A 25,381-nucleotide genomic window follows, 5' to 3' on the forward strand; every position below is an offset into this window, starting at 1 on the left:
TCAGGCCTGGGGTGCTGAGACACGCCGGATCTCGGAGCAGAAGCGCGCCTGCAGCGGTGTGCCATCGGCGGCCAGTGCTGTGGTGCTGCGCAACCGCAGGTTCGGCTTGATGAACCAGATGCGCTCCAGCACCTTCGCCTCTGCCTGGCCATCGCCAAGCTCCAGCTCGACACTGGCATCGGGCCGGAACTGCCAGCGGCCGTCGCGAGACCCCTCTCCAGACGTCACGGCCAGAGCACCGTCCGGGGTGAACTGCAGCGCACTGCTCGGTCCTTCAGCCGGCTGCACCGCCAGCACCGAAGCACCGTCCTGATCACGGAAGGTCACCGTTACCTCGCCGCGATCACTGGCATGCCAGTCGTCGTCGGACCCCTTGAAATCAAAGCGACTGCGCAGGCTCATCCAACGGCCTTCGCACAGCTGCAGAAAAGCCTTGAGATCGGCTGGAGGGAAAGCGGTTTCATCCATGGACCCATCCTCGCAGGACACGGCGCAAGACACCGCAGCCCTTCAGACCCTCTCCTCGGCGTAACCGAGTTCGGCCAGCCGCTGCGGCTTACTGCGCCAATCAGGCACCACTTTCACGAACAGCTCGAGATAGACCGGTCCATCGATCAATGTTTGCATCTGCAATCGGGCGCCCTGGCCAATGGTTTTGAGCATGGCACCGCCCTTCCCGATCAGAATCCCCTTCTGGCTTTTGCGCTCCACCAGAACAGTGGCCAGCACCGCCGTGCGCGCCTTGTTCTTGCCTCGCGCCGGCATCTCCTCCACCCGATTAATGCTCACCGCCACGCTGTGGGGCACCTCCTCGCGGGTGTGCATCAGCACTTGCTCGCGGATCAGTTCCGCCATCAGCAGCCGTTCGGGCTGATCACTCACCATCTCGGCGGGGTAAAGCCGAGGCCCCTCGGGCATCAACGCACTGATAGCCGACACCAGTTCGGGGCAGCCGGCACCATCCAGCGCTGAGCAGTGATGCACGGGCCATTCAGTATCCGCCAACAACGCGCGATACGCCGCATCCGCCTCCGGCTTGCGATCCACAGGCACCAGATCCCATTTGTTCAGCACCACCTGCACTGGAAGACGCTGCTGCCGCAGCAAGTTGACGATGAAGGCATCACCACGTCCCGGTGGCTGATGCCCCTCCAGCAGCAGCAGCACCTGATCCACCTCGCCGATGGCGGCGCGCGCGCTCTGCACCAGACGTTCCCCCAGCAAATGATGCGGCTTATGGATCCCCGGGGTATCCACGAGGATCAACTGGGCTGTAGGGGTTGTGAGGATGGCGCGCAGACGATTGCGCGTGGTCTGCGCGACAGGGGAAGTGATCGCCACCTTGTCTCCCACCAACTGGTTCACCAGGGTGGATTTGCCGACATTGGGGCGGCCAATCAGAGCGATGAAACCGGAGCGGTGATTCTCCGGGAGTGGCGATGACTGCATGGGATCAGTCTGCGCCGTCAGGGCGCGGCAGGCCTGGCATCGGCTCATAGCCTTGGGGGAGACGTTCTGCGCTGCCATGGCGGATCAACAACCCACCTTCCAGCAGGCCATGGAAATCACAGCGACCTGGCTGCAGCAGTGGGACCAAGAGGAGATCAGCGACGAGGTGCTGGCAGACCGGATCGGTGAATTGGTGGCCAGTCGGGATGGAGCCCGCGGCTTTTTTGTGGTGAGCCTGGCCGGAGACAGCGTGCTCATGGATCGCCTGCCTGAAGCCCTGGTGCTCAAACTGCGTGAAGCCGGAGATGGGGTGGTGGATCTGACCGCCCGGAACCTGGCGATGAGCGCCGCCATGGTGGTGCATCACCGCACCAACAGCGACGACGAGCAAGCAGCCGGCTCCGAACGGGTGAATCAGCGCTGCACGGAACTGCTGCGCCACCTGGATTCGCAACGGGTGAAAGATCGGCTGGAGGTGCTGCTGGAGGCCGCAAGACAGAATCAAGGCGACGATCTGGCCTTTCTCGAACGCTGGGGCTACGACGACCGGCAGAAACAGGCCATCGGCGATGCCGTCATTGCTGTAGCCGAAGCTTGAACCAGCAGACACTAGACCTGGTGTTTCGCTTCATGAAGCGTTGGCTTGCAACACTATTAGGCCAATCTGAAGTTGAGACACCTTCTATTTCAACGCGCTTAGTCTTCCCGCACGGCCGGGTGATGGGGATCAACCGGCATTCACGCAACCTTGGGACCTTTCCGAGGTTTTTTGATGTCAATCGCTCTGAAACGAAGGCAGCAAAAAGCCCCGGTTTGGCCGGGCCTTTGTTGTGTTTCGTGCAACCCTGCTCGTGACATTCAGTCGCGGCGACCACCGCCATTGAGGGCAATGATCAGACGCAAAACGAAGATGAACAGGTTGATAAATGTTAGATACATGCTGAGGGCACCAGCCAGGTATTGATCGTCCCGGTAGGTGCGAGGCATCGTGTAAAAGTCCACGAAGGCCATGCCCACAAACAGCACTGTTCCAAAACCGGAGATCAGCAGGTTGGTGGATTCGTAGAGGCCAGGGATGAAGAAACTTCCGATCGCGATGCCAACCATCGCGATCAGAAGGCCCACCAAGCCGATGCCCACAACAGCGCTGAGAGCCTGACCGACACTCTCGCTCATGCGACTTCCGAAGAATGACGCAATCACGAAGGTGACGCCCGTGGCCAATGCCGCGATGCCGACGGCACCAACACCGGCGTAGGGATTGGCGGGGTTGGCAGAACCCACCACCTGAATGGCATAGCTCACCAGGCCGCTCAGGGTGAAACCACTGATGAGGCTGTAGAGCGACAACAACGGCAAAGCTGTGCCGTTGTCGCCCTTCATGGCGATGTTCTGCGCCACAAAGAACAAAACAAAGTTGCCGATGGCTGCGATCAAGAAGAGGGGCATGTAGAGCGCACTCCCCGATGCCAAAAGGGCCATCCCACCAAGAGCACCTCCGGCGGTCAGCACCATGCCGCCTCCCACATAGGGGAGGGCTTTCTTCACCACATTGGGCCCGACGAGGGCGCTGGATTGCGCCTCGCGAATGGCGTTTTGAAAATTGCTGCTGGCTGGCATGTCGCCCCAGATCACTGGAGTCATCCTGCCAGCTCTGGCCGGGTTGTGGTCTTCAGCCTGGTGCGGATCTCCCCATCGAACGGCGATGGGGCGCGCCATCCCGACGTGGATGCGTTTTGTCTCGGCGCGCATAGGCCTCCACGACGCGCTGCACCAGGGGATGACGCACCACATCCGCGGCCGTCAAGCGGCAGACCGCCACACCTTCCACCCCATCCAGCACCTCAGAGGCCTCCACCAGACCGCTCAACTGACCGGACGGGAGATCCACCTGGGTGACATCACCGGTTACCACCATGCGCGAACGCTCCCCGAGCCGGGTCAGCACCATGCGCATCTGGGCCGGCGTGGTGTTCTGGGCTTCATCGAGGATCACAAAGGATTCAGCCAGGGTGCGGCCACGCATGTAAGCCAGTGGCGCCACCTCGATCACCCCCTTCTCCAGCAGAGCGGCGGTTTTTTCTGCCCCGAGCAGCAGATGCAGAGCGTCATAAAGGGGCCGCAGATAGGGATCCACTTTCTGCTGAAGGTCGCCTGGAAGAAATCCCAGGCGCTCCCCCGCTTCAACGGCAGGCCGAGTCAGCACCAAACGCTCCACCTTGCGCTCGGTCAACATGCGCACGGCCAGCACCGTGGCCAGAAAGGTTTTACCGGTTCCGGCCGGCCCGAGCGCGAAGGTGAGATCGTTGCGCTCCATCGCCTCGACGTAGGCCTTCTGACGGAGGGTGCGGGGTCGCAACAGATTGCCGCGCTGATTCTTAGCCAGCACCTGCTGGCCCATGGCTTCATGCTCACGGTCGCGGCCCGTGTCGAGCGCCTGGAGGGCCGATTGCAAATCAACCGGTGAAATCGACTCGCCTGCTTCCCAGAGCTTGCGCAACAGCTCCACAACGGCAGCCGTGCGTTCGAGCTGATTGGGCCTGCCGCTGATCTCTAGCTGAAGACCCCGCATCACCAGGGAGGTTCCGGTGAGAGCCTCCAGTTGACGCAGGGTCTGAGAGGAGGGACCGCCCGCGAGAGCGAGGGCAGCCTCCGTGTGGGGAAGATCAAAGGTGAAGCGACCGATGGAGGTGGCTTCGGACATGCTGTTGATCAGCCTTCAGCAGCGGCTTCGTCGGCGGCGGGCTCTGCAGCAGCAGCCTTGGCTTCTGCTTCAGCAGCGGCTTTGGCTTCTGCAGCTTCTTTGGCGGCCTGCTTGGCATCAGCCTCACGCTTGGCAGCCTGCTTGGCCTTGCCGACGGTCTCAGCAGGACGGATGGTCTTCTCCAGCAGACCACCCTTCTCGAGCAGAGTGCGCACCACATCGGTGGGCTGAGCACCTTGACTGAGTCGCTCACGCAGGGCCTCAGCATCCAGACGCGTCTCCTTCGTGCGGGGGTTGTAATACCCGAGCTCCTGCAGGGGACGACCGTCGCGGCGCGAGGTGCTGTTGCAGGCCACGAGACGGAAGCTGGCTTCTCGCTTCTTACCGAACCGCTTCAGGCGGAGCTTGATCATCGTGGCGCTGGCTGGTGATTGGAACAGTTCGGCGCAGCTGACAGTCGCGCCAAACAACCAACTTACCTTGCCGCCGGATCAGAGATCTCCGAAGCCTTTCTTCTTCTTGACCGGGCGCTGACGCCGGGGCGCTCCGCCGCCACGTCCGCCACGACCTGCAGGCATGCCTCCTGGCATCCCACCAGGCATTCCAGGCATGCCTCCCATGCCCGGCATTCCACCCATGCCAGGGAAACCGCCCATACCCGGCATCCCGCCCATTCCGGGCATCCCGCCTTTGGTCATCTGCTGCATGAAGCCTCGCATCTTCTGAAAGTCGGCGAGCACCTTGTCGACATCCGCGGGCTGGTGGCCACTGCCTCTGGCAATGCGACGACGACGGGAGGGCTCACTCGCCAGCAGATCAGGATTTTCGCGCTCCTGCTGGGTCATTGAACCGATCATCGCTTCGATCTTCTTGAGCTGCTGCTCGCCCTGCTTGAGCATGCCGTCATCAATCTTGTTCAAGCCCGGGATCATTTTCATGAGACCGCCGAGCGAGCCCATGCGCTTGATCAAGCGCATCTGCTGCACAAAATCGGAGAAATCAAACGTCGCCTCCTGCAGCTTCTTCTGCATCTTCTCGACGTCAGCGAGCTCCACCTCCTTCTGGGCCTTTTCCACCAGCGTGAGCACATCGCCCATGCCGAGAATGCGGCTGGCCATGCGTTCCGGGTGGAAGGGCTGCAACGCCTCCACCTTCTCGCCGGTTCCGATGAACTTGATCGGCTGACCGCTCACCTTGCGGATCGAGAGTGCTGCACCCCCGCGGGAGTCGCCGTCCAACTTCGTCAGCACAGCTCCAGTGATGCCCACCTGGTCGTGGAAGGCCCGGGTGAGCTCAGCCGCCTCCTGGCCGATCATTGAATCCACCACCAGCAACACCTCATCGGGTTGCACAGCCGTGCGGATCCGCACCATCTCCTCCATCATCTCGGTATCGATCTGGAGGCGACCGGCGGTGTCGACCAGCAGCGTGTCGAACCCTTCTGCCTTGGCCTTGGCCAGACCAGCCGCCGCAATGTCTTCTGGCTTGGCTTCAGCCCCAAGACTGAAGACTTCCACATCGATTTGCTCACCGAGGGTTTTCAACTGCTCAATGGCAGCAGGCCGGTAAACGTCCGCACCCACCATCAGGGCACGACGGCCCTGATCCTTCAGATGCAGGCCCAGTTTGGCTGTCGCGGTGGTTTTACCGGCACCCTGGAGGCCAGCCATCAACACAACGGTGGGCGCTTCGGCGGCCTTGGCCAGAGGCGCATTGTTGCCACCCATGACCTCCACCAGCTGTTCATGCACCACCTGGATGAACTTCTGGTCGGGGCTGACACCACGCACCACTTCGGAGCCAACGGCCTTCTCCCGGACCTCAGCCACGAACTCCTTCACCACAGGGAGGCTCACATCGGCTTCAAGCAGCGCTCGTCGAACGTCCTTCAGTGCACCCTCAACGTTGGTGTCGCTGATCTTGTCCTCACCTTTCAGGCCCTTGACGGCGTCTTCAAAGCGGGCTGACAGCTCGTCGAACATCGTCAGGGGATCGGTTTCAGATCACCGATCGTAAAAGTGGCCGGGCCGAGCAGGCTGAATCCAGCCACTGGCCACGCTCGCGCTTCTCAGCCGGGCCTGAAATCGAGCAAAAGCCACCGGCCATTGTCACGCCCGAGGATGTACGTGCGTTTGAGCGATTGCTGCTTGGTGCGTTTCACCACGGCACCCGCTGCATTCAAGGTTTCATCGCGGTACTCGACATCAGCCCGCAGCTCAATGCGCTTTGGACTGCGACTGACAACGCGCATGAAAGCGATCGTCGCCTCCACGTTCTGGGTAACACCTGCCGCCTGGTCGGCGGCACGCTGACGCTTCACCTGGGTGATCAAGCCAGCCCGGGCAATCGGTTGTAGTAGCTCCTGTGCCGAATCAGCACCACGAAGCACAGTGGATTTGCGGTCCAACCAAGTCTGCAGTAAGGCTTCGAGCTCCGCTTCGGAGGGCGTCTCCACCCGCAGGGAAGGATCCCCGGCTTGTTCAGGCGCAGCCGTGATCACTGGCTCTGGCTGGACCAATTCCTCCTGTTTCACATCTGCAGGGCCGTCATCATCCGGGGATGGTGTCACGACCTCATCCGGCGAAACGCTCAGCTCAGCATCACGACGCAGACCCACCAGACTGAGGCCACCGATCACCAGCAGCAGGGCCACAAACGCGCCAGACCCGATCCAAACCGCACGACCCCCCGGCCGCGGCAGCTCAGGCATGGATGCCTTTGGCCGGGATGATCGCCGGAAGAAAGGCCATTGGAAGACCTTCGACGCCTTGGTGGTCTCACCACCACGATCGGCTTCTTTCCCATCGGATCTCAGCGGCGCGGATGGATCCGACGAGGACAGGGGCAGAGTTCCATCGGGATCGAGCGAAAGCGGCAACCCATCCCCCAGCAACCAGTTCTTGTCGTTCGTCTTGGTTGGGTCCTGACGGGTCTGCTGGCGCTCTAGCCGCTCCACAAAGGCCTGCACATCGCGATCAGCGAACCAGGTCTCCAGGTCGACCGCCTCGGCATCCACATCCCGATATCCGGGGAGCACATCCCGTGCCAGCCAGGTGCGGCAGTACTCGCAGAGCGACGCCAGGGTGTCGCCAGGGTGGTCCTTCATCCAGGCCTGCAATTCAGGATCGGTGCTGGCGGCGAAATGTCGCTCCGCCTGCTCCACATCACCAAGCAAAAGATCGAGGCAGCCCAACAGCGGCTTGGTGTCAAGGCCTTCGAGCACCAGCTCTTGTAGACGCTGACGCGCGTCCTGGATGCGTTCCGGCTTGCGCTGGGTGAAACCTGCAGCGGCCAAAGCCATCGCAGCGAGGAAGGACGCATCCATGGAGCCGGCCAGCTGCAGCCTGCCGTAAAGATCCACTTGCTCTTGAACGGTCAAAAACCGGCGGATCTGCTGAAAAAACAGCTCGAAGGCTCCCTGATCCATGCCTGCGGGGAGGTCCGCTATCGCCAGGCCGTCCAGACCACTGCCCTCCAGTCCTCCTCGGACGCGGATGAACTCCTCCAGCATCGCCAGACCATCACGGCGAGCGGATTGTTCAGCCAGATCACGACTGAGTAAATCCAGGATCCTGAAGGGGAGGAGCTGAGAGAGATCGGTCTCCAGCAGAAGCCGCTGATCCGGCAGCTTGCCCATGCGCTGTAGCAGCTGCTCGCCGTCCTGCAGCAGGTTTGCAGCGGCCTCATAACGGCGTTGCTCCTGATCTTGACGGGCGGCATCACGACAAGCCAGAGCCGCCAGCAGTGACAGATCCGATTCACGACCGCTTCCCAGCGCGGGTGCCTGAGGGGGTTGCAGGGCCTGTCGGGCGAGCTGGAACGCTTCGTGGGGAGCATTGGCCTCCCACAACAGGATCAAGCCAGCAACCTCCCGGTTGAACGCCAGCTCGAGCCCAGCCGTCTCCCCGGGGTGATCCTGGCCCAACTCCATGAGCGCCCTTTCATAGTCACTCCGCCGAACCGCATCGGTGAGCAGATCTGCGGATAGGCGTAGAAGCTCAGCGCGCTGACTCAGGGCTTCGTGGGTGAAGCCCTGGTCTGGACAACGATCCAACCGCAGTTGAAGCGTTCGAAGCACAGCCTCTGGCTCCGCAGCCGGACTGACTCCCAACAGGCGGAAATGATCGATGGGAAGGTCCACCAGCAGCGCAGCTCTTGGCAGCAGACTGTAGGCAGTGTCAGGGGTTTTGCCCATTCATCCGCCATCGACCCTTAAAGTTGGAGGCCAAACAGGTGGTGCCATGGGTCAGGACATCGCAATGGGCACGGATGCACAGAGCGCTGCAGCAGCAGGACCATCGCTGCTTGGAGCGCATGCAGAACGGCTCTCGACCCTGGTCACCTCCCAGCGGGCCAGCGTGGATCGGGACACGGGCCTAGCGCTTTATCGCGACATGACTCTGGGTCGGCGTTTTGAAGACAAGTGCGCGGAGATGTACTACCGCGGCAAGATGTTTGGTTTCGTGCACCTCTACAACGGCCAAGAAGCCGTGAGCACCGGCGTGATTGGTGCGATGAAACGCCAACACGACTGGTTCTGCAGCACGTATCGCGACCACGTGCACGCCTTAAGCGCTGGCGTGCCCGCGCGCGAGGTGATGAGTGAGCTGTTCGGCAAGGCGACAGGTTGCAGCAAAGGCCGCGGCGGCTCCATGCATCTGTTTTCCAAGGAGCATCACCTCCTAGGTGGATACGCCTTCATTGGCGAAGGAATTCCCGTTGCCCTCGGCTCAGCCTTCACCAGCCGCTACAGGCGTGACGCACTGGGCGACTCCACCAGCAATGCGGTCACTGCGGCCTTCTTCGGGGATGGAACCTGCAACAACGGTCAGTTCTTCGAGTGCTTGAACATGGCGCAGCTCTGGAAGCTGCCGATCATCTTCGTCGTGGAAAACAACAAGTGGGCCATCGGCATGGCCCACGACCGAGCCACCAGTGACCCGGAGATCTGGCGCAAGGCCGGTGCCTTTGGTATGGCGGGGGAAGAAGTCGACGGCATGGATGTGCTGGCGGTTCGCGCTGCGGCGCAACGGGCGATCGAACGCGCACGCGCCGGCGAAGGCCCCACTGTTCTGGAGTGCCTCACCTATCGCTTCCGCGGCCACTCCCTGGCTGATCCGGACGAACTGCGTGCGGAGGAGGAGAAGCAATTCTGGGCCAAGCGCGACCCGCTCAAGGCACTGGAGCGCGATCTCGTGGGTGCTGGCCTGGTCAGTGCTGACGATCTGCGGGCAATCGAGAAGGAGATCGATGCCGAGGTGCAGGACTGCGTGGACTTCGCCCTGAGTGCACCTGAGCCCGATGGTTCTGAACTCACCAACTACATCTGGGCCGAGGACTGAGCTCAGGCGCGCCGCTCAGCCTGGGCGGCTGAGCTTCAACCCTCTAATCAAAGTCCACATCAGAGCCCGTGCAAACGGGCCTGATCGGATGCCGCTCGGAACACCAGGGCATGACGCTTCACCAGAGGCGTCATGGCGTCGTAGCCGCCACCAATCACAGTGGCAATCGGGATGCCTCGTCTCAGACAAGCATCCAGCACCAGATGATCGCGCTGCAACAGGCCCATATCGGTCAGGCAGAGGCGACCCAGTCGATCCTCCTGATGAGGATCCACACCAGCGTTGTAGAGCACTAATTGGGGCTGCAACCTCTCCAAAAGCGCTGGGAGGCACTCACCCACACGGGAGAGATAGTCCTGATCGCCCACTCCATCCTGGAAAGGCAGATCCAGATCACTGAGCTGCTTGCGAGCTGGAAAATTGGATGCTGCATGGGCGGAAAACGTAAACACTCGCGTTTCGCCTTGAAAAATCAGCGCAGTGGCATCGCCCTGATGAACATCAAGGTCGACCACCAACACACGCTGCAATCCCTCTTGCTCCAGCAACACCCGTGCCGTGATGGCCAGGTCGTTGAAAATGCAGAACCCACTGCCAAAGTCAGGAAAGGCGTGATGGGTGCCACCGGCCAGATGGCAAGCCACACCATGCCGGAGAGCCAGACGGGCCGTGAGCAGGGTCCCACCGACAGCGAGCCAAGTGCGTTGCACCAACGGCGTTGTGGCAGGCAAACCGATGCGTCGCTGCGCCCGACGATCGAGCTGGTCGCGAGCAAAAGCCTGGTGATACCCACGTGGATGCACCAGTTCCAGCCAACGGCGGGGCACGGGCAACGGTCGGTGCATCTGCCCATCACTGGCAAGTCCCATATCGCGCAGACAACCCTCCAGCTGTCTGAACTTGGCCATCGGAAAACGATGGGTACTGGGAAGCGGTGCGCTGTAGGCCTCGTGATAGACGAGAGGGGGCTTCAATGATTCATGTCAGCCCCGATGAGTCTGGAGGATCAGAAGCTCGGAGCGACGCGACGGGTGAGATTCCGGAGCTTTCGCAGCGCCTTCAGCTCAACCTGACGCACACGCTCACGAGACACTTCCAGCAAACGGCCGATCTCCGCCAGGGTGTGTCGCTCATGGCCATTGAGACCAAATCGCAGGGTGAGCACGTGCTGCTCCTGTTCGCTGAGATGACTCATCCAGCGGCCCAGCTGCTCGTGATGGATCCGCTGCTCCACCTTGTCGAGGGGTTCTCCGAGCGAGGAGTCGGCGATCAGATCACCAAGGAAACTGCGACCTTCCTCACCATTCACAGGAGCATCCAGGCTGCTGGTGGTCAGCGCTTGGCGCAGCAGGGAGTCGAGTTCCTCAACCGGCATGTCCATCGCTTCAGCGATCTCAATGCGGCTCGGCATGGCGCCGAGTTTGTGAGCTAAATCCAAGCTGACTTTACGAATGGTCGTGAGGCGCTCGCTCAAATGAACCGGCAAGCGAATCGTGCGTGACTGGCACGCAATTGCGCGCGTCATGCTCTGGCGAATCCACCAGAAGGCGTAAGTCGAAAATTTGTAACCGCGCGTTGGATCGAATTTCTCCACCGCACGTTCCAACCCAAGCGATCCCTCTTGAATGAGATCGAGCAATTCAAGACCTTTTCCTTGATATTTCTTGGCAACGCTGACCACAAGCCTGAGATTGGCTTTCATCATGCGCTGCTTAGCCCGCAAACCGACGCGAATCATGCGTCGTTGTGGACCCGTGAAAGTATCGCTATCCGAGGCAATCGTTCCATCTTCCGTGAGCTGCATCAACTTTTGAACCTGGTTGCCGAGCTCAATCTCCTCAGCGGGAGTCAGCAGAGGAATCCGACCGATCGTGGCGAGATACCAACTGATCGGATCACTACTTCGCCGTCTTTGGGTTTCAGAAACCCCTGCTGCCGCTGAGACCATGGGGATAGATAACTAAGTGAAGCGACTTTCCTATGAATTTCCCTCTCAGCGATGTGTTTTCAGCAACCCTTCAGATTCATGCGTTGAAAACGACACAAAACCCCAGAAATCACAGCAAAAATCTTGAAACATGAACATTACTCTCGTTTTCTGTCAAAAACGCATCATTTTTCTCGTCATCGCAGCCAAATGGGGAACCACAGTTCCAGCACTGCTGCCCTGATCACAACGCTTGGCTGACTGGGCATGCATCAGCGCCGATGCCGCCAGATCAGCGGCATGCACGGAACCAGCCGCCGCCAGACAGCGTGCCCCCCACCCCGCGGCATGCCCCGCTAGCAGGTCGCCGAAACCGGTGCGCGCCACCGCTGGGTCTGTATCGGTCAGCTGCCAAACCTCACCGGATGGAGCCGCCACAACACTGTGCGCGCCCTTCAACAACACCACAGCCCCTGACCGCGCCGCGGCCGCGGCAGCCTGCTCCGGCAGCGTGTCCCCGTGGCAGTCGGGAAATAAGCGAGCAAATTCACCGCCATGGGGAGTAATCCAGGTCGGGCCAGAACGCTTCAACAACCAGCGCCACCCCTCGCTCGACCTCGCCAGCTGATTGAGGCCATCCGCATCGATCACCAGCAATCCCTTCAAACCCAAAAGCGGTTCTGCCCAGGGGTCCCACGGGGCCTCGATTCGACCCCAACCGGGTCCGATCAGCAGCGCATCCAACCGTGACCAATCCCGCGCCTCCATGGCGGCACCCCAGACCAAGGCTCCAGCAGCATCAGAGCGAAGCGACCCATCCAGCACCACTTCCGGAGCCAGCTGCCAGAGCTGCTCGGCCACCGCAGCTGGAACGCAGGCCTCCACACTGCCGATGCCACTGGCCATGGCACCCTGCAGCGCGAGCAGGGCGGCGCCGCGATACCGATCACTTCCGGCAACGAGCAACAGCCTTCCCCGCTGGTATTTCATGGCCGTCGGCGACTGCTCAGGCCTCGGAAGCGTCGTGAGGTCACTGGGCATCAGGCGCCGCATCACTGGTGCCGGCAGCGCCGCACAGAGCCGCTCTGGCACACCGGGATCGATGCGATGCAACCCACCCACAAAGTCCAGCGCTGAATCCTGAACGAGTCCACGCTTGATCAAACCGACGCACAGCGTGTCGGAAGCCCTGGCAGCCACTCCCTCCACGGGACATCCGGAGTCAGAGTGCAGTCCGGCAGGAACATCGAGGCTGATCAGCCGGCCCGGAGCCTGCCGGTGGCGGCGCTGGAGAAGATCAGCCAGATCCGATGGCAAGGGCCGCTTCTGCCCGAGACCAAACAGGGCATCGATCCAAAGGGCTGGATCCCCTGGTGCAGGCGGAGCCGTCAGCGGCGACACTCCGAGCCAGAGAAGGTGGCGCCAGTGCTCCTGTGTAAGCGATTGACGCAGCGGCAATGGTGCCCAGACACGCACGGCCACGCCGGCCTCCCGTAGCTTGCGGCCCAGCACCAATCCATCGCCACCGTTGTGACCGGGCCCGACCAGCACCAACACACCGTGTTGCAACCGTTCCGGTCGTTGCAGGCACCACTCAGCCATGCCCTGACCAACGCTTTCCATCAAAGCGGCCACCGGGAGACCACTGGCCAGCCATTGCTGCTCCAGCGTGAGCATCTGGTCAGCAGTGACCAGGAGATGGTCGGCATCGGCGGGTGGCCAGAGCACTACCAGGTCCCATGGGACCTCACTATGGAAAGAGAATCCCGTTCACGCCCGTAGCTCCATGACGGCTGCGTCATCCAGCATTGCTGCCACACCTGCCGGAGCACAGGCCTTGGAACGCCTGCAGGCCTGGCCGGGTGAGCATCGGGTGGCTGTGGGCTTGTCAGGCGGTGTGGACAGCTCCCTGACGGCCGCGTTGCTCGTGGAGGCCGGCTGGGACGTGGAAGGGGTCACGCTTTGGTTGATGAGCGGCAAAGGTGCCTGCTGTGCGGAAGGGCTGGTGGATGCCGCAGGCATTTGTGAACAGCTGGGGGTTCCCCATCACGTCGTCGATTCACGCGACACCTTCGTCCGCGAGATCGTGGATGGCCTGATCGAGGGCTACCAGGCCGGCATCACCCCTCTGCCCTGCTCCCGTTGTAATCGGGCGGTGAAGTTTGGCCCCATGCTCGATTGGGCACGCCAGGAACGGGGGCTGGAGCGCGTAGCCACCGGCCACTACGCCCGGATCCGGCTGGATGCCACGAGTGGGCGTTGGAAGCTGCTGCGTGGCCTCGACAGCCGCAAAGACCAGAGCTACTTCCTCTATGACCTCAACCAGGACGTGCTCTCCCGCGTCGTGTTTCCCCTCGGGGAACTCACCAAGCCCGACACCCGCCTCGAAGCGGGCCGCCATGGTCTCCGCACTGCTGAAAAACCCGAAAGCCAGGACCTTTGCCTCGCCGATCACCATGGCTCGATGCGGGCCTTCCTGGATGCCTACCTCCCGCCACGCCAGGGGGAGATCGTGCTTCAGGACGGCACCGTCGTCGGTGAACACGATGGGATCGAACACTTCACCATCGGTCAGCGCAAAGGACTCGGCGTGGCCTGGAGCGAGCCGCTGCATGTCATCCGTCTGGATGCAGCCATGAATCGGGTGATCGTGGCGCCCCGCGCCGAAGCCGGTCGCAACGGCTGTGAGGTGGGTGCCGTCAACTGGATCTCCATGGCACCCCCAGAGCCAGGCCAAAGTCTTGAAGTGCAGGTGCAGGTGCGCTACCGCAGCGCCCCTGTGATGGCACAACTCACCAGCATCGAGCCCTCCGATACCGATCGCGCTGGAGGCCGTCCCCATCGCTGCCGCCTCACCTTTACGGATGCGCAGTTCTCGATCACGCCTGGTCAGGCGGCGGTGTTTTACGACGGCGAAGCAGTGCTGGGGGGAGGCCTAATCCAGAGCTCGTTTTAAACAGCGCCAGCACAGCAGCCAGAAGCGCCCACCAGAGCGGCCATTCCCGCCAGCGCACGTACAACGTGACGCCGTCGGTGGGTTGCAACACAGCCTGAAGCAGACCAGGACGCATCGAGGCCAGGGAGTCGGTGACCTGGCCGTGCGTCGTGATCATGGCCGTGGGCCCTGTGTTGGCAACGGAGGCCACCGGTCGTGCGGTTTCCAGACTGCGCAAACCAGCCAGGGCCAGAAACTGACGCTGTAGGAGCTGTGGATAGGGATCCAGATTGGCCGCAGCCAGAATCCACTGCCCCCCATCCGCCACGGCACGGGCTAGGGCTGTGCCATTGCTGATCTCGTAGCAGATGGCCACCGCTGCAGGAGGACCGCCCCATGGCCACAACCGCGAAGCGGGCCCAGCTTCCAGCCCACCCACAGCTGAGAGACCACTGAGCCCAGGCCATGAGGGAACCCATTCCCCCAAAGGGACCAACCGGTGCTTGTCAATCGCCTTGGGCGGACCCGAACTCTGGGGGTCGAGCAGGAGGAGTGCGCTGCGTTGCTGACCGGCCACCCAACGAAAGCCTCCACTCATCACGAGCAGCGCGTTGCCCTCGAACCGACGCCGATCCAGGGGCAGCATCCCTTCCGGCGCCAGCAACAGCTCCGCCCCATCACGCTGCGCGCGAGCCTCGACCGCGCGCAAACGCCCAGGAAGCTCGGCCTGGCGACGATCACTAAATTTCTCTCGCGTGGGAATCGCCGGCTGCCAAAGGGCCAAGGAGATGACATCACCCGAGGGCTGCCCAGCAGCTCCGGCGTAGAAAGCCAACGCCCCGACGGCGTGCACCACCGTCAGAGCCAGCGCCACCAGGCTCCACCAGCGCCACGACAAGCCGGCGTGCGACCTGGACCACAGCCAGAGCTTCCAGAGCCCCCATCCCAGGATCAATTGCACCGTTGCCAGGCCGCCGGCACCCATCCAGCGGGAGAGTCCAGCCAGCCAGGGATCTCCAGGCAACACGCTGCTGCCCACACCAATCCAGAAGAGCGGTGCTCGGGCCAGCAGCGTTTCCATCAGCCCCCAGATCAGCGCTAGCACCAGGGCATGCGGGAGGGTGCCTGGGGATGGCAAGCAACGGCCGACAACACTCCAGGCCCCGGTCAGCACAGCAGCAGCCAGCGCGCAGATCAGCCACACCGCTATCGCCAAAGGGAGGCTGAGCAGACCCGGCACCCCCAGCCAAGTGAGGGGGTGGAGCGCCAGCAGCCAGCTGTGGCTGATGGCGATGGCCACTGCACCCCAGAGCGCTGCCGCCCACGGAGAACGCGCCGATGACCACAGCAGTGCTAAAGCAGGCAGCATCCACCAGGGCCCAGACCAGCAGAGACCGAGGCCCGCCAGCACACCCCCGGCAAGCCCCTGCAGCAGCAGGGATCGGTCATTGCCCATGGTCAGCCCCATTGGATCCCGTCATCCTGAACTGAGACTGAACCGCGATGCGCGATGGAGACCGCCAATCCCTTGCAACAGCTGCTGCTCCGCGGCCTGGGAACCACCACGCTGGTGGCTGATCGCTTGCGCGATGTCACCCAGGAGTGGGTGCGCAGCGGACGCCTGGATGCCACCCATGCCTCCGCCCTCGTGGATGACGTCTTAAAGGCACTGCGCGGCGAAACCCCTGAGTTGGAGCAGCAGATGGGGCGCAACCTGGAGCGCAACCGCGACAATCTTCTTCAGGATCTCGGGCTGGCCAGCCAAAAGGAACTCGACGAACTGCGTGGCCGAATTGACAGGCTGGAGCAGCAACTGCGACAACGGGAGCGTCAGGAATGAACCTGCCAGAATTGCGCTGAACGAACCGACCTTCAGTGCGCGACATCCTGATCAGTTCCGCCGTCTGCATTGCCTGTTTGCTGGTGGCCCTGGTGAGCCAGATCGTGGCTCCCTCCACCGTGGTGGCCGCTGTGCCTGCACCCGCCGCGCAACCAGCAGCGGTTCAGACCGCCGATCTGACCGCCAACTCCAGCCCGATGGAGCTGGATCCTGAAGAGACCAATCCCACCCTTTTCGCCATGGCTCCTGACTCCAACCAGGCTGACGCCTCCGCGCTCGGCGGCCCCATGAGTGCTGAAAAGTCGCAACTCACCGCCAGCGGCCTGCGCATCACTGACATCGAAGTTGGCGACGGCGCTGAAGCCACCGCCGGTCAAACCGTGGTGGTGCACTACCGCGGCACCCTCGAAGACGGCACCCAATTCGATGCCAGCTACGACCGTGGCAAGCCCTTCAGCTTTCCCCTGGGGGCAGGCCGCGTGATCAAAGGCTGGGACGAAGGTGTCCAGGGCATGAAAGTGGGAGGCAAGCGCAAGCTGGTGATTCCCCCAGACCTCGGTTACGGCGCACGCGGTGCTGGTGGTGTGATTCCTCCCAACGCCACCTTGATCTTTGACGTCGAGCTCCTAGACATCAAGTCTTGAGCGCCAGTTAGGCTGTAGCAACGGCAGTTGATGACCCACCCGAATGTTCCGCACGGCACTTTCAGACTTCTTCCAAGCCCTGCCTGCTGAGGCAGTGCAGGCCCACTGCGACGGCCCTTGCGGCGTCTATGACCCGGCATCCGCTCGCGTTGCAGCGGAAGCCGTTCTCTCCATGACCAAGAAACTCAAGGGCATGGAGGCTCCTGCAGCTGGTGATGCTGCTGCATTGGCGACCTACAACAACACCTTTTCGCGTTATGTCGCGATCAAGGAAGAGGAAGCCGCAAAGGCCAAGAAGGAGCTGATGATCCTCTGGACCGACTACTTCAAGCCTGATCACCTCGCCACCTTCCCTGATCTCCACGACACCTTCTGGAAAGCAGCCAAACTCTGCAGTGCCTGCAAGGTGAACATCGATCAGGCCAAAGCTGAGGAATTGATGACTGCCGTTGAGAAAGTCCACGGCATGTTTTGGCAGTCCAAAGGCCGCAACGACGCCTGGGTGACGGCATCCTGACCACACCGTTCAAGCTGGCCCCATCTCTCCCAGCAGCAGGTCCTAAGGATCTGCTGCTGTTTTTTTTGGGACGACGACGCCTGTTCGAAGTGCAGGGACCCTCGATGTTGCCAGCGCTGAACCCAGGGCAGCGACTGCTGGTGAAGCCGCATCGACTGGGTCAAGCGCTGCCCCAGACCGGATCGATCGTGGTCTGCAGGCATCCCACCAAGCCTGATCTCATCATCACCAAACGCCTGTCTGGATGCACCGATCAGCAGCTGGACTTGCGCGGTGATAATTCACAGGCCAGCACCGACAGCCGGCACTTCGGCCCTGTGCCCGTGGAAAGCCTGATCGGCGTAGCCACGGCGATCGTGACCTGATCAAGCGCTGCCATACGATCGCCTCGTAGTGGAGACGGTAATGGAACTGTCACCCGTCGCTCCAATCGGAGCGGCACTGATCACCTGCCTGATTGGCCTGGGGGGCTTTGCGATGCGCCAGAGCCTGCTGTCCAAACTGTTTTCGATCGATGTGGCTGCAACCGGGGTGATCACCCTGTTCATCGTGGTGGCCTCACGCACCGGGCTGGTGCCGCCGATTATCAGCCTTCAAAACGAGGTCTCACCCTTCATCGCCGATCCCTTCCCCCAGGGGGTGATTCTCACGGCGATCGTGATCGGGTTCTCGGTGGAAGCCCTGGCGCTGGTGCTGCTCCGCCACATGGCACGAGAGCATCCACTGCTGCGCGTTGATGACTTTGATCGTGAAGTCACAGGGCCATGACAGCAGCCAGCCTGATCCTGGGATGGCTGTTGCTTCCAGCCATCGCGGCCTTTCTGGCCGCACTGCTACCCAAGCTCGGGCGTGGGTTGTTGTTCGCGATGCCAGGCCTAAGCCTGTTGGTCGCCGCTTGTTATCTGGGGCCTCAGGCATCCCTGCTGCCACTCACCATCAGCGTGAATCCGGCCGTCACCCTGCAGCTCGACACACCGCAACTGCCCTTTGTGCTGCTGAATGCGCTGGTGCTGTTGGCGATCGCTTTGCAGGAAACCCAGCAACACAGCCGTCACCTGCGCGTGGTGTTGCTGCTGGTGCTGCATGGGGCCCTCAACTCGATTTATCTGGCAGCCGATCTGGTCAGCATCTATGTGGCAATAGAGCTGATCTCGATCGTCAGTTTCCTGCTGATGGTGGATCTCAAGCATCGAGCCAGCCTCTGGGTCGCGTTTCGCTATCTGCTGCTTGGCGATCTGGCGATGCAACTCTTCCTCTTGGGAGTTCTGATCGTCTACGCCACCTCGGGATCCTTTGCCATCAACGCTGCCGCGGGCGCTCCTGGTGTCGCCATCGTCATGATGGTGGTGGGTTTACTGATCAAATCCGAAGCCTTCCTGCCGGGGTTTTGGCTGCCAAAAACCCATGCGGCCATTTCAGCCGATATGTCAGCGCTGCTCTCTGGAAGTGTGGTGACCGCTGGCATCGCCCCCCTCAGCCAATTAGGCCTCATCAACGCGCAGGCAGCGCAACTGATGCTGATTTTTGGCCTGTTGAGCGTGGTGATTGGCGGGGTCGGGGCCTTGGTGCAAGACGACATCAAACGCCTGCTGGCCTGGAGCACGGTGTCGCAGATGGGTTTCGCGCTTCTGGTTCCTACGGCGGCCGGCCTGTATGCCCTGGCCCATGGTCTCGGGAAAGCCGCGCTGTTTCTTGGGGTCGGGGGACTGCCGACGCGCTCGATTCGATCCCTGCAACAACAGAACATCCCAGGCCGAATCGGTTGGCCGATGCTGCTGGCAGGCCTATCCCTGATCGGCCTGCCGATCAGTCTTGGCTACGGCGCCAAAGAGGCCCTGGTCCAAGCATTGCCGCCACCGGTGGCCGCTGTGGTGGGCTGGCTCGGACTGATCACAGCTTTGGTTCTGGTGAAACTGCTGCCGGATCGCTGGTCAAGCCAACCAGCACTCGCGGAAACCCGATCCCGTGACATCCCTGCCATCCCAGTCACCGGCATCTGGGTGCTGTGCGGAACCTTGTACGTCCTCACTGCCGTGCTGAATCAACCCCTCGGATTGAGTGGAACACCGTTGCTGAAAACTGCCCTGGTGCTTGGTCTGGCAGTGATCGGTGAACGCATGGTGCGTCCATCACTGCGCGGCTGGAGGCCTCCGGACCTGGAACGTTTCAGAGCCATCGTGGTGGCCACAGGACTCACCTTGCTGCTGGCAACGGTGATCAGCAACACCTTTTCAATGGGAGCCGCCCTGCCATGAAACGATCCGCCAGCCCCCTTCAGATCGCCGCAATCCTGGCGGCCTGGCTGCTGCTCAGTTCCAGCCTGAGCGTTCTCAATGTGTTGATTGGCCTGGGAGTTGCCCTGCTGATGCCGCCGTTGAACCAGCGCAAAACCAATCGCAGCAACCTGATCGCCATGCTCCGGATGATTCCGACAACAACGGTTCAAGGCCTCAAAGAAGGTCTCTTACTCCCATTCCAAGGTTTGCAGAGCCGGCCCGAGGTTCAGGACGACCCATGGCCTCCATGGGCCGGGCGCGATCCACTGCTGAGATTTAGCTGGCTTGTGATGGTCTGCTTCACGCCCACAACACTCGTTCTGAAAACCACCCGCGAGTCCGTGCGAACCCATCTGGAGCAACTGCCATGACCGCCGCAGAGCTCGCCCTCGACCTCATGGAAGTGGCAGCACTGCTGGCCACGCTGGCCCTGATCCAGACGGGTTGCCGCATGTCGCGGATCGCCTGCTTGGGAAGTCTGTCGGTGCGACTGCCAGTGATTCTTCTTGTGCTGTCCGTACTGCGCGACGACTGGATGCTGGGCCTAGTCGCTGTGGTGACCTTGATCAGTGGCGATGCTGGCCTTGTGCTCTTAGCGCGTTGGGCAGGAGACGCACCATGAACGCCCTGCTCTCAACCCCTGTCTTGCCGAGCTTGGCATGGGGCCTGATTGGCCTTGGCATCCTGCTGTGGTTCTGGGGAACGCTGCCGCTGCTGCTGCGGCGATCGATCTTTTTTCGACTGCACGCGCTCACGGTCGCCGACACGATCGGATCGCTGTCGATCGTGAGCGGACTGCTGCTGCTCAGAAGTCGCGAATGGCCGTTGCTGCTGCTCAGCCTGATCAGCTTGGTGCTCTGGAACTCCACCTTCAGCATTGTGCTCAGCCGACTGGCGGCAGACCAAGCCACGGATCCGCAAACCGGCGTTCTGCATGAGGAGGCGATCCGATGACTCCGACCTATGTCCTGCCCCCTTTACTGGGCATCCCCCTGATTGGTCTGGCACTGGTGCGCTGTGATGACCCCTGGAAAGCCTTGGTGCTGCGTAGCGCTCTCGGGGGCTTTGCTTCCCTGTTGTTCGCCACCTACGGCGCCGTCGATGTGGCACTCACCGAAGCTCTCGTTGGCACCTTGTTGTCCACCCTCCTGTATTCGGTGGCGATCAAACACACCACCACATTCCGACTTCTGCAGGATCCACAGGCGCCGATGCCGCTGGAGCAGAAGGAACAACTCAAACGCTTGCTCACAACGGTGGGGCTGCAACTCGAGCTGGTCGACACAGCACCTGCCAAGGACAAGGGAGATTTGCATGCCACCTGGATTGGCGACGCAAACGAGCACCCCAGCGTTCGGATGCGACACCGATCCCTGCTTGACGCACTCATGACCCAAGACCCCGCCACGGCGAAGGCCATGAATCTTGTTTTGGATCCTTCTCTGACAAGCCAATGACGCGCTTTTTCTTGCCCTTGCTGGCGCTGATGGGCTTCGTGATCACGCTGGTCAACGCCGGATGCGGGCTGGTCGAAGGGATGAACCAGGTGGTCCCCGGTCCACTGTCAGCAACAGCGCTGGTGGATCAATTCGGTGTGCCCAACGTGGTGACACCGATTGTTCTCGATCTGAGGCTTTACGACACGGTGGGGGAAGTGATCGTGTTCACGCTGGCCTCAATGGGTGTTCACCAGCTGCTTCACGACGAAGTCGCCAGCGAACAACTGAAACCCGCCGATGATGAAGCAGTGGTGATGTTGTTTCGCATCGCCACCGTTCTCAATACGTTGATCGCCGTTGAACTGGCTGTGCGAGGACACCTGAGTCCGGGTGGTGGATTTGCAGCAGGGGTGGCCGGCGGAACAGCTCTGGCGCTGGTGCTTCTCTTCGGTGGCTCCGCAGAGGCGATGCGGGCTTATCGATCCATGCGGGCCGAAGTGCTTGAAGAGAGCGCTGTGCTGCTGTTCATCGTGCTCAGCTTGCTCCTTCTGGAGGGCATCAATCTGCCGACCGGCGATTACGGAGCTGTGCTTAGTGGAGGGTTGCTCCCCATCCTCAACATCCTCGTCGGGATGAAGGTGACCCTGGGGTCCTGGGGAATGATTCAGCGCTTTTTAAGCACCAATCAACTCCATTAACCCTGAACCAACTGGCGCAAACCCGCCTCAACATCCGGCTGACGCATCAGCGCCTCCCCCACCAGCACCGCTCCGGACCCGGCTTGCTGCACCCGATCCAGATCAGGTCGCGCAAACAGACCTGACTCGCTGACCAGCAGGGCACCTTGCTGACGCAGTCGCTCACCAAAACGCTCCATCAACCGCTCGGTGGTGGCCAGATCCGTCTCAAAACTGGTGAGATCCCGATTGTTGATACCAATCAGGGGGAATTCTCCGATGGTCAGCACCCGCTCCAGCTCCTGCTCGTCGTGCACTTCCACCAGCACCGTGAGACCGAGCGTCTTGGCCACTTTGCGCAGGTAAGCCAGATCCTGATCCGAGAGGATCGCCGCAATCAGCAGTGCAGCATCGGCGCCGGCGGCGCGGGCCTGATACAGCTGATGAGGGCTCAGGATGAAGTCTTTGCAGAGCAGGGGCAGATCGACGGCCTCACGCACAGCAATCAGCACATCAAACCCACCCTGGAAAAAGGTCTTGTCGGTGAGCACGGAAAGGCAGCTGGCACCACCAGCGGCGTAGGCACGCGCAATCGCCACTGGGTCAAAATCCTCGCGGATGACCCCTTTGCTGGGACTGGCCTTTTTCACCTCGGCAATCACCGCCGGCATCACCGGCGCCGCACGTAAGGCCCCAAGAAAATCCCGCGGTGCAGGCAGCTTTGCGACCCGGGCCTTCAGCTGCGCCAGCGGCATGCGCTGACGGGCTGTCTCGATTTCCCGGTCTTTTTCCCAGACGATCTTTTCGAGGATGTTGCGCGGTTCGCTGTCCTCATGCGGGATCGCGTATTCGAGATGAGCCACCTGAACCTTGGGGTTGGGTGGGCGACGACGAATCTCCATGGCTGGTAGCAACGCGAATTGAACTCAGGCAGCGGCGAGAAGCGCAGCTGCAGCCTGCTTGTAGGCCACTTCAACGACTTCGCTGAGGGTGGGATGGGTGTGAACCTCCGTAGCCAGCTGACGCACGCTCTGACGGCGGGCCACAGCGTTGGACACCTCCTGGATCAGATCAGCGGCATGCAGCCCATAGATGTGCGCTCCCAGCACCTCACCAGTGACCTTGTTGAACAGCAGCTTCATCAACCCTTCGCTCTCCAGCTCGGCCAGAGCCTTGGAGTTGGCCTTGAAGTAGCTGCGGACAACACCCAACTCGAAGCCCTGATCGACCGCTTCCTGCTTGGCATCCGCTTCACTCAGACCGACCGAGCTGATCTCGGGGTGGGTGAAGGTCGCCGCAGGGATGCTGCGGTAGTCGATCTCCCGGTTGTGGCCAAGGATGTTGTCGATGGCAACGGTGCCCTGAGCAGCAGCGGTGTGGGCCAGCATCAACTTGCCAGTGACATCACCGACCGCCCAAAGATGGTCCACGGGCTGATCGTTGGCCAGCACACGCATCCGGTCGTCAATGGGCACGAAACCCCGGTTGGTTTCAACGCCAAATGCCTCAAGGTTGAGATCCTTGCTGCTGGGAACACGGCCCGTCGCCACCAGCACCGCATCCACCTCCAAGGTTTCCACAGGGTTGCGGGTCTCCATGTCGACCAACTCGATCTGGACAGGAGCGCCAGGCTTGATCGACTTGGCCAACACGCCGGAACGGGCATCGATATCCCGCCCATCGATCAACTTGCGAGCCGCCAGTTTGGCAATGTCTGGATCGAAGGTGGGCATCACCCGATCCAGGGCCTCGATCATGGTCACCTCGCAACCCAACGCGGTGTACACATCCGCAAATTCCAGACCGATATAACCGCTGCCAATGATGGCGATCCAGCGCGGCAGCCACTCAAGATTCACCGCCTCATCACTGGTGAACACACTGCGACCGTCGGTTTCAATCCCAGGGGGCACAAAGGGATCAGACCCCGTTGCCAGAATCACATCACGGGCTGTGAGCACCCGATCCACTCCACTGACCTCACGGACACCCACCTGTTGAGGGCCCGCCAGCCGTCCCTTGCCGCGAATGATGGTGACACCGGCCCGTTCGAGGGTCTTGGTGAGGTTGCTGCGGATCGTGGCCACCAGATCATTGGCATGGTCCGCGATCTTCTGGCGCTCAAACCGGACCGGCGCTGCATGAATACCGAAACTGGACAGATGCTCAGCATCGGCAAGCTCACGAACCCGGCCGGACGCCGCCAGCAACGCTTTGGAGGGAACACAGCCGCGATTGACGCAGGTCCCGCCCATGTCTCGGGATTCGATGATCGCAACTTTCAGACCATGTTCAGCGGCGTGTTTGGCCGCATCGAAACCGCCGTAGCCGGCACCGATCACGATCACATCGAAGTCGAAACTGGCGTCGCTCACCCGGAGTGTTGCGTGGAAGCGGTCATTGTCGCCCGTCGACGTTCCAGAAGGAGAGGAACCGCTGCAGCTGCCACATTCAACGACTCCAACCGAGGGCTATGGGGCAGGGTCACACCATGGCTGCAACAGGCTTGGAGCAATGGATGCAGGCCTGATCCTTCATTGCCGAGCACCAACACCGTGGGTTGGCACCAATCCAGTTCCCAATAAGGGATGACAGAACACTCGGCTGCAGCGTCGGGCACCAGGGTGCCCACTACCTGAAGGCCTCGCTTTCGGGCCTGACGGAGTTGCAAGGCGAGTTGTTCCACGCCGACATCGTGGGTGGGCCCGAAGCGTCGGAAGGGCACACGCAGCACAGCGCCGACCGCTGAACGCAGCACTTTCGGAGCAAGCGGGTCAGCACCCGCCGCCAGCCACACCTGCTCCACATCAGCCCCAAGGGCAGTGCGCAGCAAAGTGCCCAGATTGCCGGGGTCCTGAACACGATCAAGCGCCAACACAAACGATGGTGTTGACCCAGGCGTTGGCAACCGCTCGAGAGGGAGAAGACAGGCCACACCGTCCGGATTCACCGTGGACAAGGCCGCCTTCAGGGCAACGTCCGACATCGGTTGCACACGAATAAAACCCGACAGTCGCTGCAGAAAGGCCGTATGGGCGTCGAGCCAATCCGTCGTAGCGAACACCTGAACTGGCTCTGGGAGCTGGTCCTTCAGAGCCATCAGTTCTTGGAGTTGGTGGGTGCCTTCGAGCAACAGATGACCGTCCTGCTGTCGGCCAGACGGCGAAGACAGCATTCGCAGACGCCGGATCAACGGATTGCGACGACTGGAGATCAGATCAGCCGCCTGTTCCGCCAAGGGGCTCACCTCAAAAGCTGGCGTGTTTCCGCACTTTCAACCCTTCATGAAGGCTCAGCTCTTTGCCTTCAATATCCATGCCATTCACAGCAGCGATCTCGCCTTTAATTCCTTCGGCTGCGAGATTCTCAACCAACTTTTTGATCACCTGATCTTCAACAGCCGACTGGTCGATGTTGTCGGGCGTGAGAAATTCCAGAAACTTTCCGACCTTGGAAGCCACCACCTCCGATGAGTTGGAGATCTTCAAAACAATCATGGCCGGTTGTCGGAGATTGACTCCAACAAGATAGTGCGGATGGGGAGACTTGAACTCCCACGACATTGCTGCCACTAGTACCTGAAACTAGCGCGTCTACCAATTCCGCCACATCCGCTGGCGTGCGTCGACCA

The 25,381-nt window shown here is 61.4% G+C and carries 29 protein-coding genes and 1 tRNA gene; 14 read left to right on the forward strand and 16 right to left on the reverse strand.

The annotated features are described in order from the left end of the window. Positions 1–468 (reverse strand): phycobiliprotein lyase, encoded by a 468-nt coding sequence (locus SynA1825c_RS10690; protein ID WP_186469276.1) that lies wholly within the window; start codon positions 466–468, stop codon positions 1–3. 42 nt (positions 469–510) lie between these two features. Further along, the gene (era, locus tag SynA1825c_RS10695) at positions 511–1,449 is read right to left on the reverse strand and encodes a GTPase Era (protein ID WP_186469277.1); all 939 of its coding nucleotides are present in this window, start codon (positions 1,447–1,449) and stop codon (positions 511–513) included. A gap of 76 nt (positions 1,450–1,525) precedes the next feature. Here era and SynA1825c_RS10700 point away from each other — a divergent pair, with 76 nt between their 5' ends. After that, positions 1,526–2,047: a hypothetical protein gene (locus SynA1825c_RS10700; RefSeq protein ID WP_186469278.1), complete on the forward strand. Its 522-nt coding sequence runs from the start codon at positions 1,526–1,528 to the stop codon at positions 2,045–2,047. Positions 2,048–2,307: 260 nt separating this feature from the next. Here the strand turns inward: SynA1825c_RS10700 and SynA1825c_RS10705 are convergent, their stop codons facing one another. The 5 genes from SynA1825c_RS10705 to SynA1825c_RS10725 form a co-directional block, all read right to left on the reverse strand. Next, positions 2,308–3,069 carry a Bax inhibitor-1 family protein gene (locus SynA1825c_RS10705; RefSeq protein WP_186469279.1) on the reverse strand — a complete coding sequence of 254 codons (762 nt, stop codon included), beginning with the start codon at positions 3,067–3,069 and terminating at the stop codon, positions 2,308–2,310. Between the two features lie 52 nt (positions 3,070–3,121). Then, on the reverse strand, positions 3,122–4,153 hold the full coding sequence (locus SynA1825c_RS10710; protein WP_186469280.1) for a PhoH family protein: 1,032 nt from the start codon (positions 4,151–4,153) through the stop codon (positions 3,122–3,124). 8 nt (positions 4,154–4,161) lie between these two features. Continuing rightward, positions 4,162–4,566, reverse strand: a complete 405-nt coding sequence (gene rpsP, locus SynA1825c_RS10715) for a 30S ribosomal protein S16 (protein ID WP_186469281.1) — start codon at positions 4,564–4,566, stop codon at positions 4,162–4,164. A gap of 78 nt (positions 4,567–4,644) precedes the next feature. Further along, a complete protein-coding gene (ffh, locus tag SynA1825c_RS10720; RefSeq protein WP_186469282.1) occupies positions 4,645–6,135 on the reverse strand; it encodes a signal recognition particle protein in 1,491 nt (496 codons plus the stop codon). Between the two features lie 86 nt (positions 6,136–6,221). Continuing rightward, positions 6,222–8,348 carry an IMS domain-containing protein gene (locus SynA1825c_RS10725; RefSeq protein ID WP_186469283.1) on the reverse strand — a complete coding sequence of 709 codons (2,127 nt, stop codon included), beginning with the start codon at positions 8,346–8,348 and terminating at the stop codon, positions 6,222–6,224. A 46-nt stretch (positions 8,349–8,394) separates the two neighbouring features. Between SynA1825c_RS10725 and pdhA the strand changes: the two genes are divergently transcribed. Continuing rightward, entirely contained in the window at positions 8,395–9,495 is a 1,101-nt protein-coding gene (gene pdhA / locus SynA1825c_RS10730; RefSeq protein ID WP_186469284.1) for a pyruvate dehydrogenase (acetyl-transferring) E1 component subunit alpha, read from the forward strand. Positions 9,496–9,554: 59 nt separating this feature from the next. Here pdhA and SynA1825c_RS10735 read toward each other — a convergent pair whose 3' ends face one another. The 3 genes from SynA1825c_RS10735 to SynA1825c_RS10745 form a co-directional block, all read right to left on the reverse strand. Continuing rightward, positions 9,555–10,469 carry a histone deacetylase gene (locus SynA1825c_RS10735; protein ID WP_186469285.1) on the reverse strand — a complete coding sequence of 305 codons (915 nt, stop codon included), beginning with the start codon at positions 10,467–10,469 and terminating at the stop codon, positions 9,555–9,557. A 32-nt stretch (positions 10,470–10,501) separates the two neighbouring features. Further along, positions 10,502–11,443 carry an RpoD/SigA family RNA polymerase sigma factor gene (locus tag SynA1825c_RS10740; RefSeq protein ID WP_186469286.1) on the reverse strand — a complete coding sequence of 314 codons (942 nt, stop codon included), beginning with the start codon at positions 11,441–11,443 and terminating at the stop codon, positions 10,502–10,504. Positions 11,444–11,596: 153 nt separating this feature from the next. Then, positions 11,597–13,150 (reverse strand): NAD(P)H-hydrate dehydratase, encoded by a 1,554-nt coding sequence (locus tag SynA1825c_RS10745; protein WP_186469287.1) that lies wholly within the window; start codon positions 13,148–13,150, stop codon positions 11,597–11,599. Positions 13,151–13,208: 58 nt separating this feature from the next. On the opposite strand from SynA1825c_RS10745, the gene mnmA reads away from it, so the two are divergent. Further along, positions 13,209–14,378, forward strand: a complete 1,170-nt coding sequence (mnmA, locus tag SynA1825c_RS10750; protein WP_186469288.1) for a tRNA 2-thiouridine(34) synthase MnmA — start codon at positions 13,209–13,211, stop codon at positions 14,376–14,378. On the opposite strand, the gene SynA1825c_RS10755 is transcribed toward mnmA, so the two are convergent. Further along, positions 14,302–15,813, reverse strand: a complete 1,512-nt coding sequence (locus SynA1825c_RS10755) for an apolipoprotein N-acyltransferase (RefSeq protein WP_186469289.1) — start codon at positions 15,811–15,813, stop codon at positions 14,302–14,304. The two genes, mnmA and SynA1825c_RS10755, sit on opposite strands and share 77 nt — an antisense overlap. Positions 15,814–15,867: 54 nt before the next feature. Here SynA1825c_RS10755 and SynA1825c_RS10760 point away from each other — a divergent pair, with 54 nt between their 5' ends. Genes SynA1825c_RS10760 through SynA1825c_RS10810 form a run of 11 tightly spaced genes read left to right on the forward strand, consistent with a single transcriptional unit; the run spans position 15,868 to position 21,771 of the window. Continuing rightward, positions 15,868–16,197 (forward strand): phasin family protein, encoded by a 330-nt coding sequence (locus tag SynA1825c_RS10760; RefSeq protein WP_186469290.1) that lies wholly within the window; start codon positions 15,868–15,870, stop codon positions 16,195–16,197. Between the two features lie 35 nt (positions 16,198–16,232). Next, positions 16,233–16,841, forward strand: coding sequence for an FKBP-type peptidyl-prolyl cis-trans isomerase (locus tag SynA1825c_RS10765; RefSeq protein ID WP_186469291.1), 609 nt, complete (start codon positions 16,233–16,235; stop codon positions 16,839–16,841). 43 nt (positions 16,842–16,884) lie between these two features. After that, positions 16,885–17,358 carry a superoxide dismutase, Ni gene (sodN, locus tag SynA1825c_RS10770; protein ID WP_186469292.1) on the forward strand — a complete coding sequence of 158 codons (474 nt, stop codon included), beginning with the start codon at positions 16,885–16,887 and terminating at the stop codon, positions 17,356–17,358. After that, on the forward strand, positions 17,313–17,723 hold the full coding sequence (gene sodX / locus SynA1825c_RS10775; RefSeq protein WP_186469293.1) for a nickel-type superoxide dismutase maturation protease: 411 nt from the start codon (positions 17,313–17,315) through the stop codon (positions 17,721–17,723). The genes sodN and sodX overlap by 46 nt, the downstream gene beginning before the upstream one ends. A gap of 40 nt (positions 17,724–17,763) precedes the next feature. Further along, positions 17,764–18,126, forward strand: a complete 363-nt coding sequence (locus tag SynA1825c_RS10780) for a cation:proton antiporter subunit C (protein ID WP_186469294.1) — start codon at positions 17,764–17,766, stop codon at positions 18,124–18,126. After that, positions 18,123–19,613 (forward strand): proton-conducting transporter membrane subunit, encoded by a 1,491-nt coding sequence (locus tag SynA1825c_RS10785; RefSeq protein ID WP_186469295.1) that lies wholly within the window; start codon positions 18,123–18,125, stop codon positions 19,611–19,613. Before SynA1825c_RS10780 ends, SynA1825c_RS10785 begins: the two co-directional genes overlap by 4 nt. Next, on the forward strand, positions 19,610–20,005 hold the full coding sequence (locus SynA1825c_RS10790) for a hypothetical protein (RefSeq protein ID WP_186469296.1): 396 nt from the start codon (positions 19,610–19,612) through the stop codon (positions 20,003–20,005). The genes SynA1825c_RS10785 and SynA1825c_RS10790 overlap by 4 nt, the downstream gene beginning before the upstream one ends. Next, positions 20,002–20,256, forward strand: coding sequence for a hypothetical protein (locus SynA1825c_RS10795; RefSeq protein ID WP_186469297.1), 255 nt, complete (start codon positions 20,002–20,004; stop codon positions 20,254–20,256). Before SynA1825c_RS10790 ends, SynA1825c_RS10795 begins: the two co-directional genes overlap by 4 nt. After that, on the forward strand, positions 20,253–20,588 hold the full coding sequence (locus SynA1825c_RS10800; protein ID WP_186469298.1) for a monovalent cation/H(+) antiporter subunit G: 336 nt from the start codon (positions 20,253–20,255) through the stop codon (positions 20,586–20,588). The genes SynA1825c_RS10795 and SynA1825c_RS10800 overlap by 4 nt, the downstream gene beginning before the upstream one ends. Further along, the gene (locus SynA1825c_RS10805) at positions 20,585–21,091 is read left to right on the forward strand and encodes a hydrogenase subunit MbhD domain-containing protein (protein WP_186469299.1); all 507 of its coding nucleotides are present in this window, start codon (positions 20,585–20,587) and stop codon (positions 21,089–21,091) included. Before SynA1825c_RS10800 ends, SynA1825c_RS10805 begins: the two co-directional genes overlap by 4 nt. Further along, positions 21,088–21,771, forward strand: a complete 684-nt coding sequence (locus SynA1825c_RS10810) for an MnhB domain-containing protein (protein WP_186469300.1) — start codon at positions 21,088–21,090, stop codon at positions 21,769–21,771. Before SynA1825c_RS10805 ends, SynA1825c_RS10810 begins: the two co-directional genes overlap by 4 nt. Here the strand turns inward: SynA1825c_RS10810 and trpC are convergent. The 5 genes from trpC to SynA1825c_RS10835 all read right to left on the reverse strand — a co-directional run bounded on the left by trpC (position 21,768) and on the right by SynA1825c_RS10835 (position 25,365). Beyond that, on the reverse strand, positions 21,768–22,652 hold the full coding sequence (trpC, locus tag SynA1825c_RS10815) for an indole-3-glycerol phosphate synthase TrpC (RefSeq protein WP_186469301.1): 885 nt from the start codon (positions 22,650–22,652) through the stop codon (positions 21,768–21,770). The genes SynA1825c_RS10810 and trpC overlap by 4 nt on opposite strands. 24 nt (positions 22,653–22,676) lie before the next feature. Further along, positions 22,677–24,125 carry a dihydrolipoyl dehydrogenase gene (gene lpdA / locus SynA1825c_RS10820; RefSeq protein ID WP_186469302.1) on the reverse strand — a complete coding sequence of 483 codons (1,449 nt, stop codon included), beginning with the start codon at positions 24,123–24,125 and terminating at the stop codon, positions 22,677–22,679. Then, on the reverse strand, positions 24,122–24,997 hold the full coding sequence (locus tag SynA1825c_RS10825; protein WP_370593747.1) for a TrmH family RNA methyltransferase: 876 nt from the start codon (positions 24,995–24,997) through the stop codon (positions 24,122–24,124). The genes lpdA and SynA1825c_RS10825 overlap by 4 nt, the downstream gene beginning before the upstream one ends. Position 24,998: 1 nt before the next feature. Then, positions 24,999–25,247 (reverse strand): hypothetical protein, encoded by a 249-nt coding sequence (locus SynA1825c_RS10830; protein ID WP_186471177.1) that lies wholly within the window; start codon positions 25,245–25,247, stop codon positions 24,999–25,001. Between the two features lie 34 nt (positions 25,248–25,281). Further along, a tRNA-Leu gene (locus SynA1825c_RS10835) sits at positions 25,282–25,365 on the reverse strand. Between the last annotated feature and the right edge of the window lie 16 nt (positions 25,366–25,381).

The sequence above is a fragment of the Synechococcus sp. A18-25c genome, assembly GCF_014280035.1.
Taxonomy (GTDB): Bacteria; Cyanobacteriota; Cyanobacteriia; order PCC-6307; family Cyanobiaceae; genus Synechococcus_C.

Coding starts and splice junctions, on each gene's coding strand:
- SynA1825c_RS10690 (WP_186469276.1), bottom strand. CDS start 468: ATGGATGAAACCGCTTTCCCTCCAGCCGATCTCAAGGCTTTTCTGCAG.
- era (WP_186469277.1), bottom strand. CDS start 1,449: ATGCAGTCATCGCCACTCCCGGAGAATCACCGCTCCGGTTTCATCGCT.
- SynA1825c_RS10700 (WP_186469278.1), top strand. CDS start 1,526: ATGGCGGATCAACAACCCACCTTCCAGCAGGCCATGGAAATCACAGCG.
- SynA1825c_RS10705 (WP_186469279.1), bottom strand. CDS start 3,069: ATGCCAGCCAGCAGCAATTTTCAAAACGCCATTCGCGAGGCGCAATCC.
- SynA1825c_RS10710 (WP_186469280.1), bottom strand. CDS start 4,153: ATGTCCGAAGCCACCTCCATCGGTCGCTTCACCTTTGATCTTCCCCAC.
- rpsP (WP_186469281.1), bottom strand. CDS start 4,566: ATGATCAAGCTCCGCCTGAAGCGGTTCGGTAAGAAGCGAGAAGCCAGC.
- ffh (WP_186469282.1), bottom strand. CDS start 6,135: ATGTTCGACGAGCTGTCAGCCCGCTTTGAAGACGCCGTCAAGGGCCTG.
- SynA1825c_RS10725 (WP_186469283.1), bottom strand. CDS start 8,348: ATGGGCAAAACCCCTGACACTGCCTACAGTCTGCTGCCAAGAGCTGCG.
- pdhA (WP_186469284.1), top strand. CDS start 8,395: ATGGGTCAGGACATCGCAATGGGCACGGATGCACAGAGCGCTGCAGCA.
- SynA1825c_RS10740 (WP_186469286.1), bottom strand. CDS start 11,443: ATGGTCTCAGCGGCAGCAGGGGTTTCTGAAACCCAAAGACGGCGAAGT.
- mnmA (WP_186469288.1), top strand. CDS start 13,209: ATGACGGCTGCGTCATCCAGCATTGCTGCCACACCTGCCGGAGCACAG.
- SynA1825c_RS10755 (WP_186469289.1), bottom strand. CDS start 15,813: ATGGGCAATGACCGATCCCTGCTGCTGCAGGGGCTTGCCGGGGGTGTG.
- SynA1825c_RS10760 (WP_186469290.1), top strand. CDS start 15,868: ATGGAGACCGCCAATCCCTTGCAACAGCTGCTGCTCCGCGGCCTGGGA.
- sodN (WP_186469292.1), top strand. CDS start 16,885: ATGTTCCGCACGGCACTTTCAGACTTCTTCCAAGCCCTGCCTGCTGAG.
- SynA1825c_RS10780 (WP_186469294.1), top strand. CDS start 17,764: ATGGAACTGTCACCCGTCGCTCCAATCGGAGCGGCACTGATCACCTGC.
- SynA1825c_RS10785 (WP_186469295.1), top strand. CDS start 18,123: ATGACAGCAGCCAGCCTGATCCTGGGATGGCTGTTGCTTCCAGCCATC.
- SynA1825c_RS10790 (WP_186469296.1), top strand. CDS start 19,610: ATGAAACGATCCGCCAGCCCCCTTCAGATCGCCGCAATCCTGGCGGCC.
- SynA1825c_RS10795 (WP_186469297.1), top strand. CDS start 20,002: ATGACCGCCGCAGAGCTCGCCCTCGACCTCATGGAAGTGGCAGCACTG.
- SynA1825c_RS10800 (WP_186469298.1), top strand. CDS start 20,253: ATGAACGCCCTGCTCTCAACCCCTGTCTTGCCGAGCTTGGCATGGGGC.
- SynA1825c_RS10805 (WP_186469299.1), top strand. CDS start 20,585: ATGACTCCGACCTATGTCCTGCCCCCTTTACTGGGCATCCCCCTGATT.
- SynA1825c_RS10810 (WP_186469300.1), top strand. CDS start 21,088: ATGACGCGCTTTTTCTTGCCCTTGCTGGCGCTGATGGGCTTCGTGATC.
- trpC (WP_186469301.1), bottom strand. CDS start 22,652: ATGGAGATTCGTCGTCGCCCACCCAACCCCAAGGTTCAGGTGGCTCAT.
- SynA1825c_RS10830 (WP_186471177.1), bottom strand. CDS start 25,247: ATGATTGTTTTGAAGATCTCCAACTCATCGGAGGTGGTGGCTTCCAAG.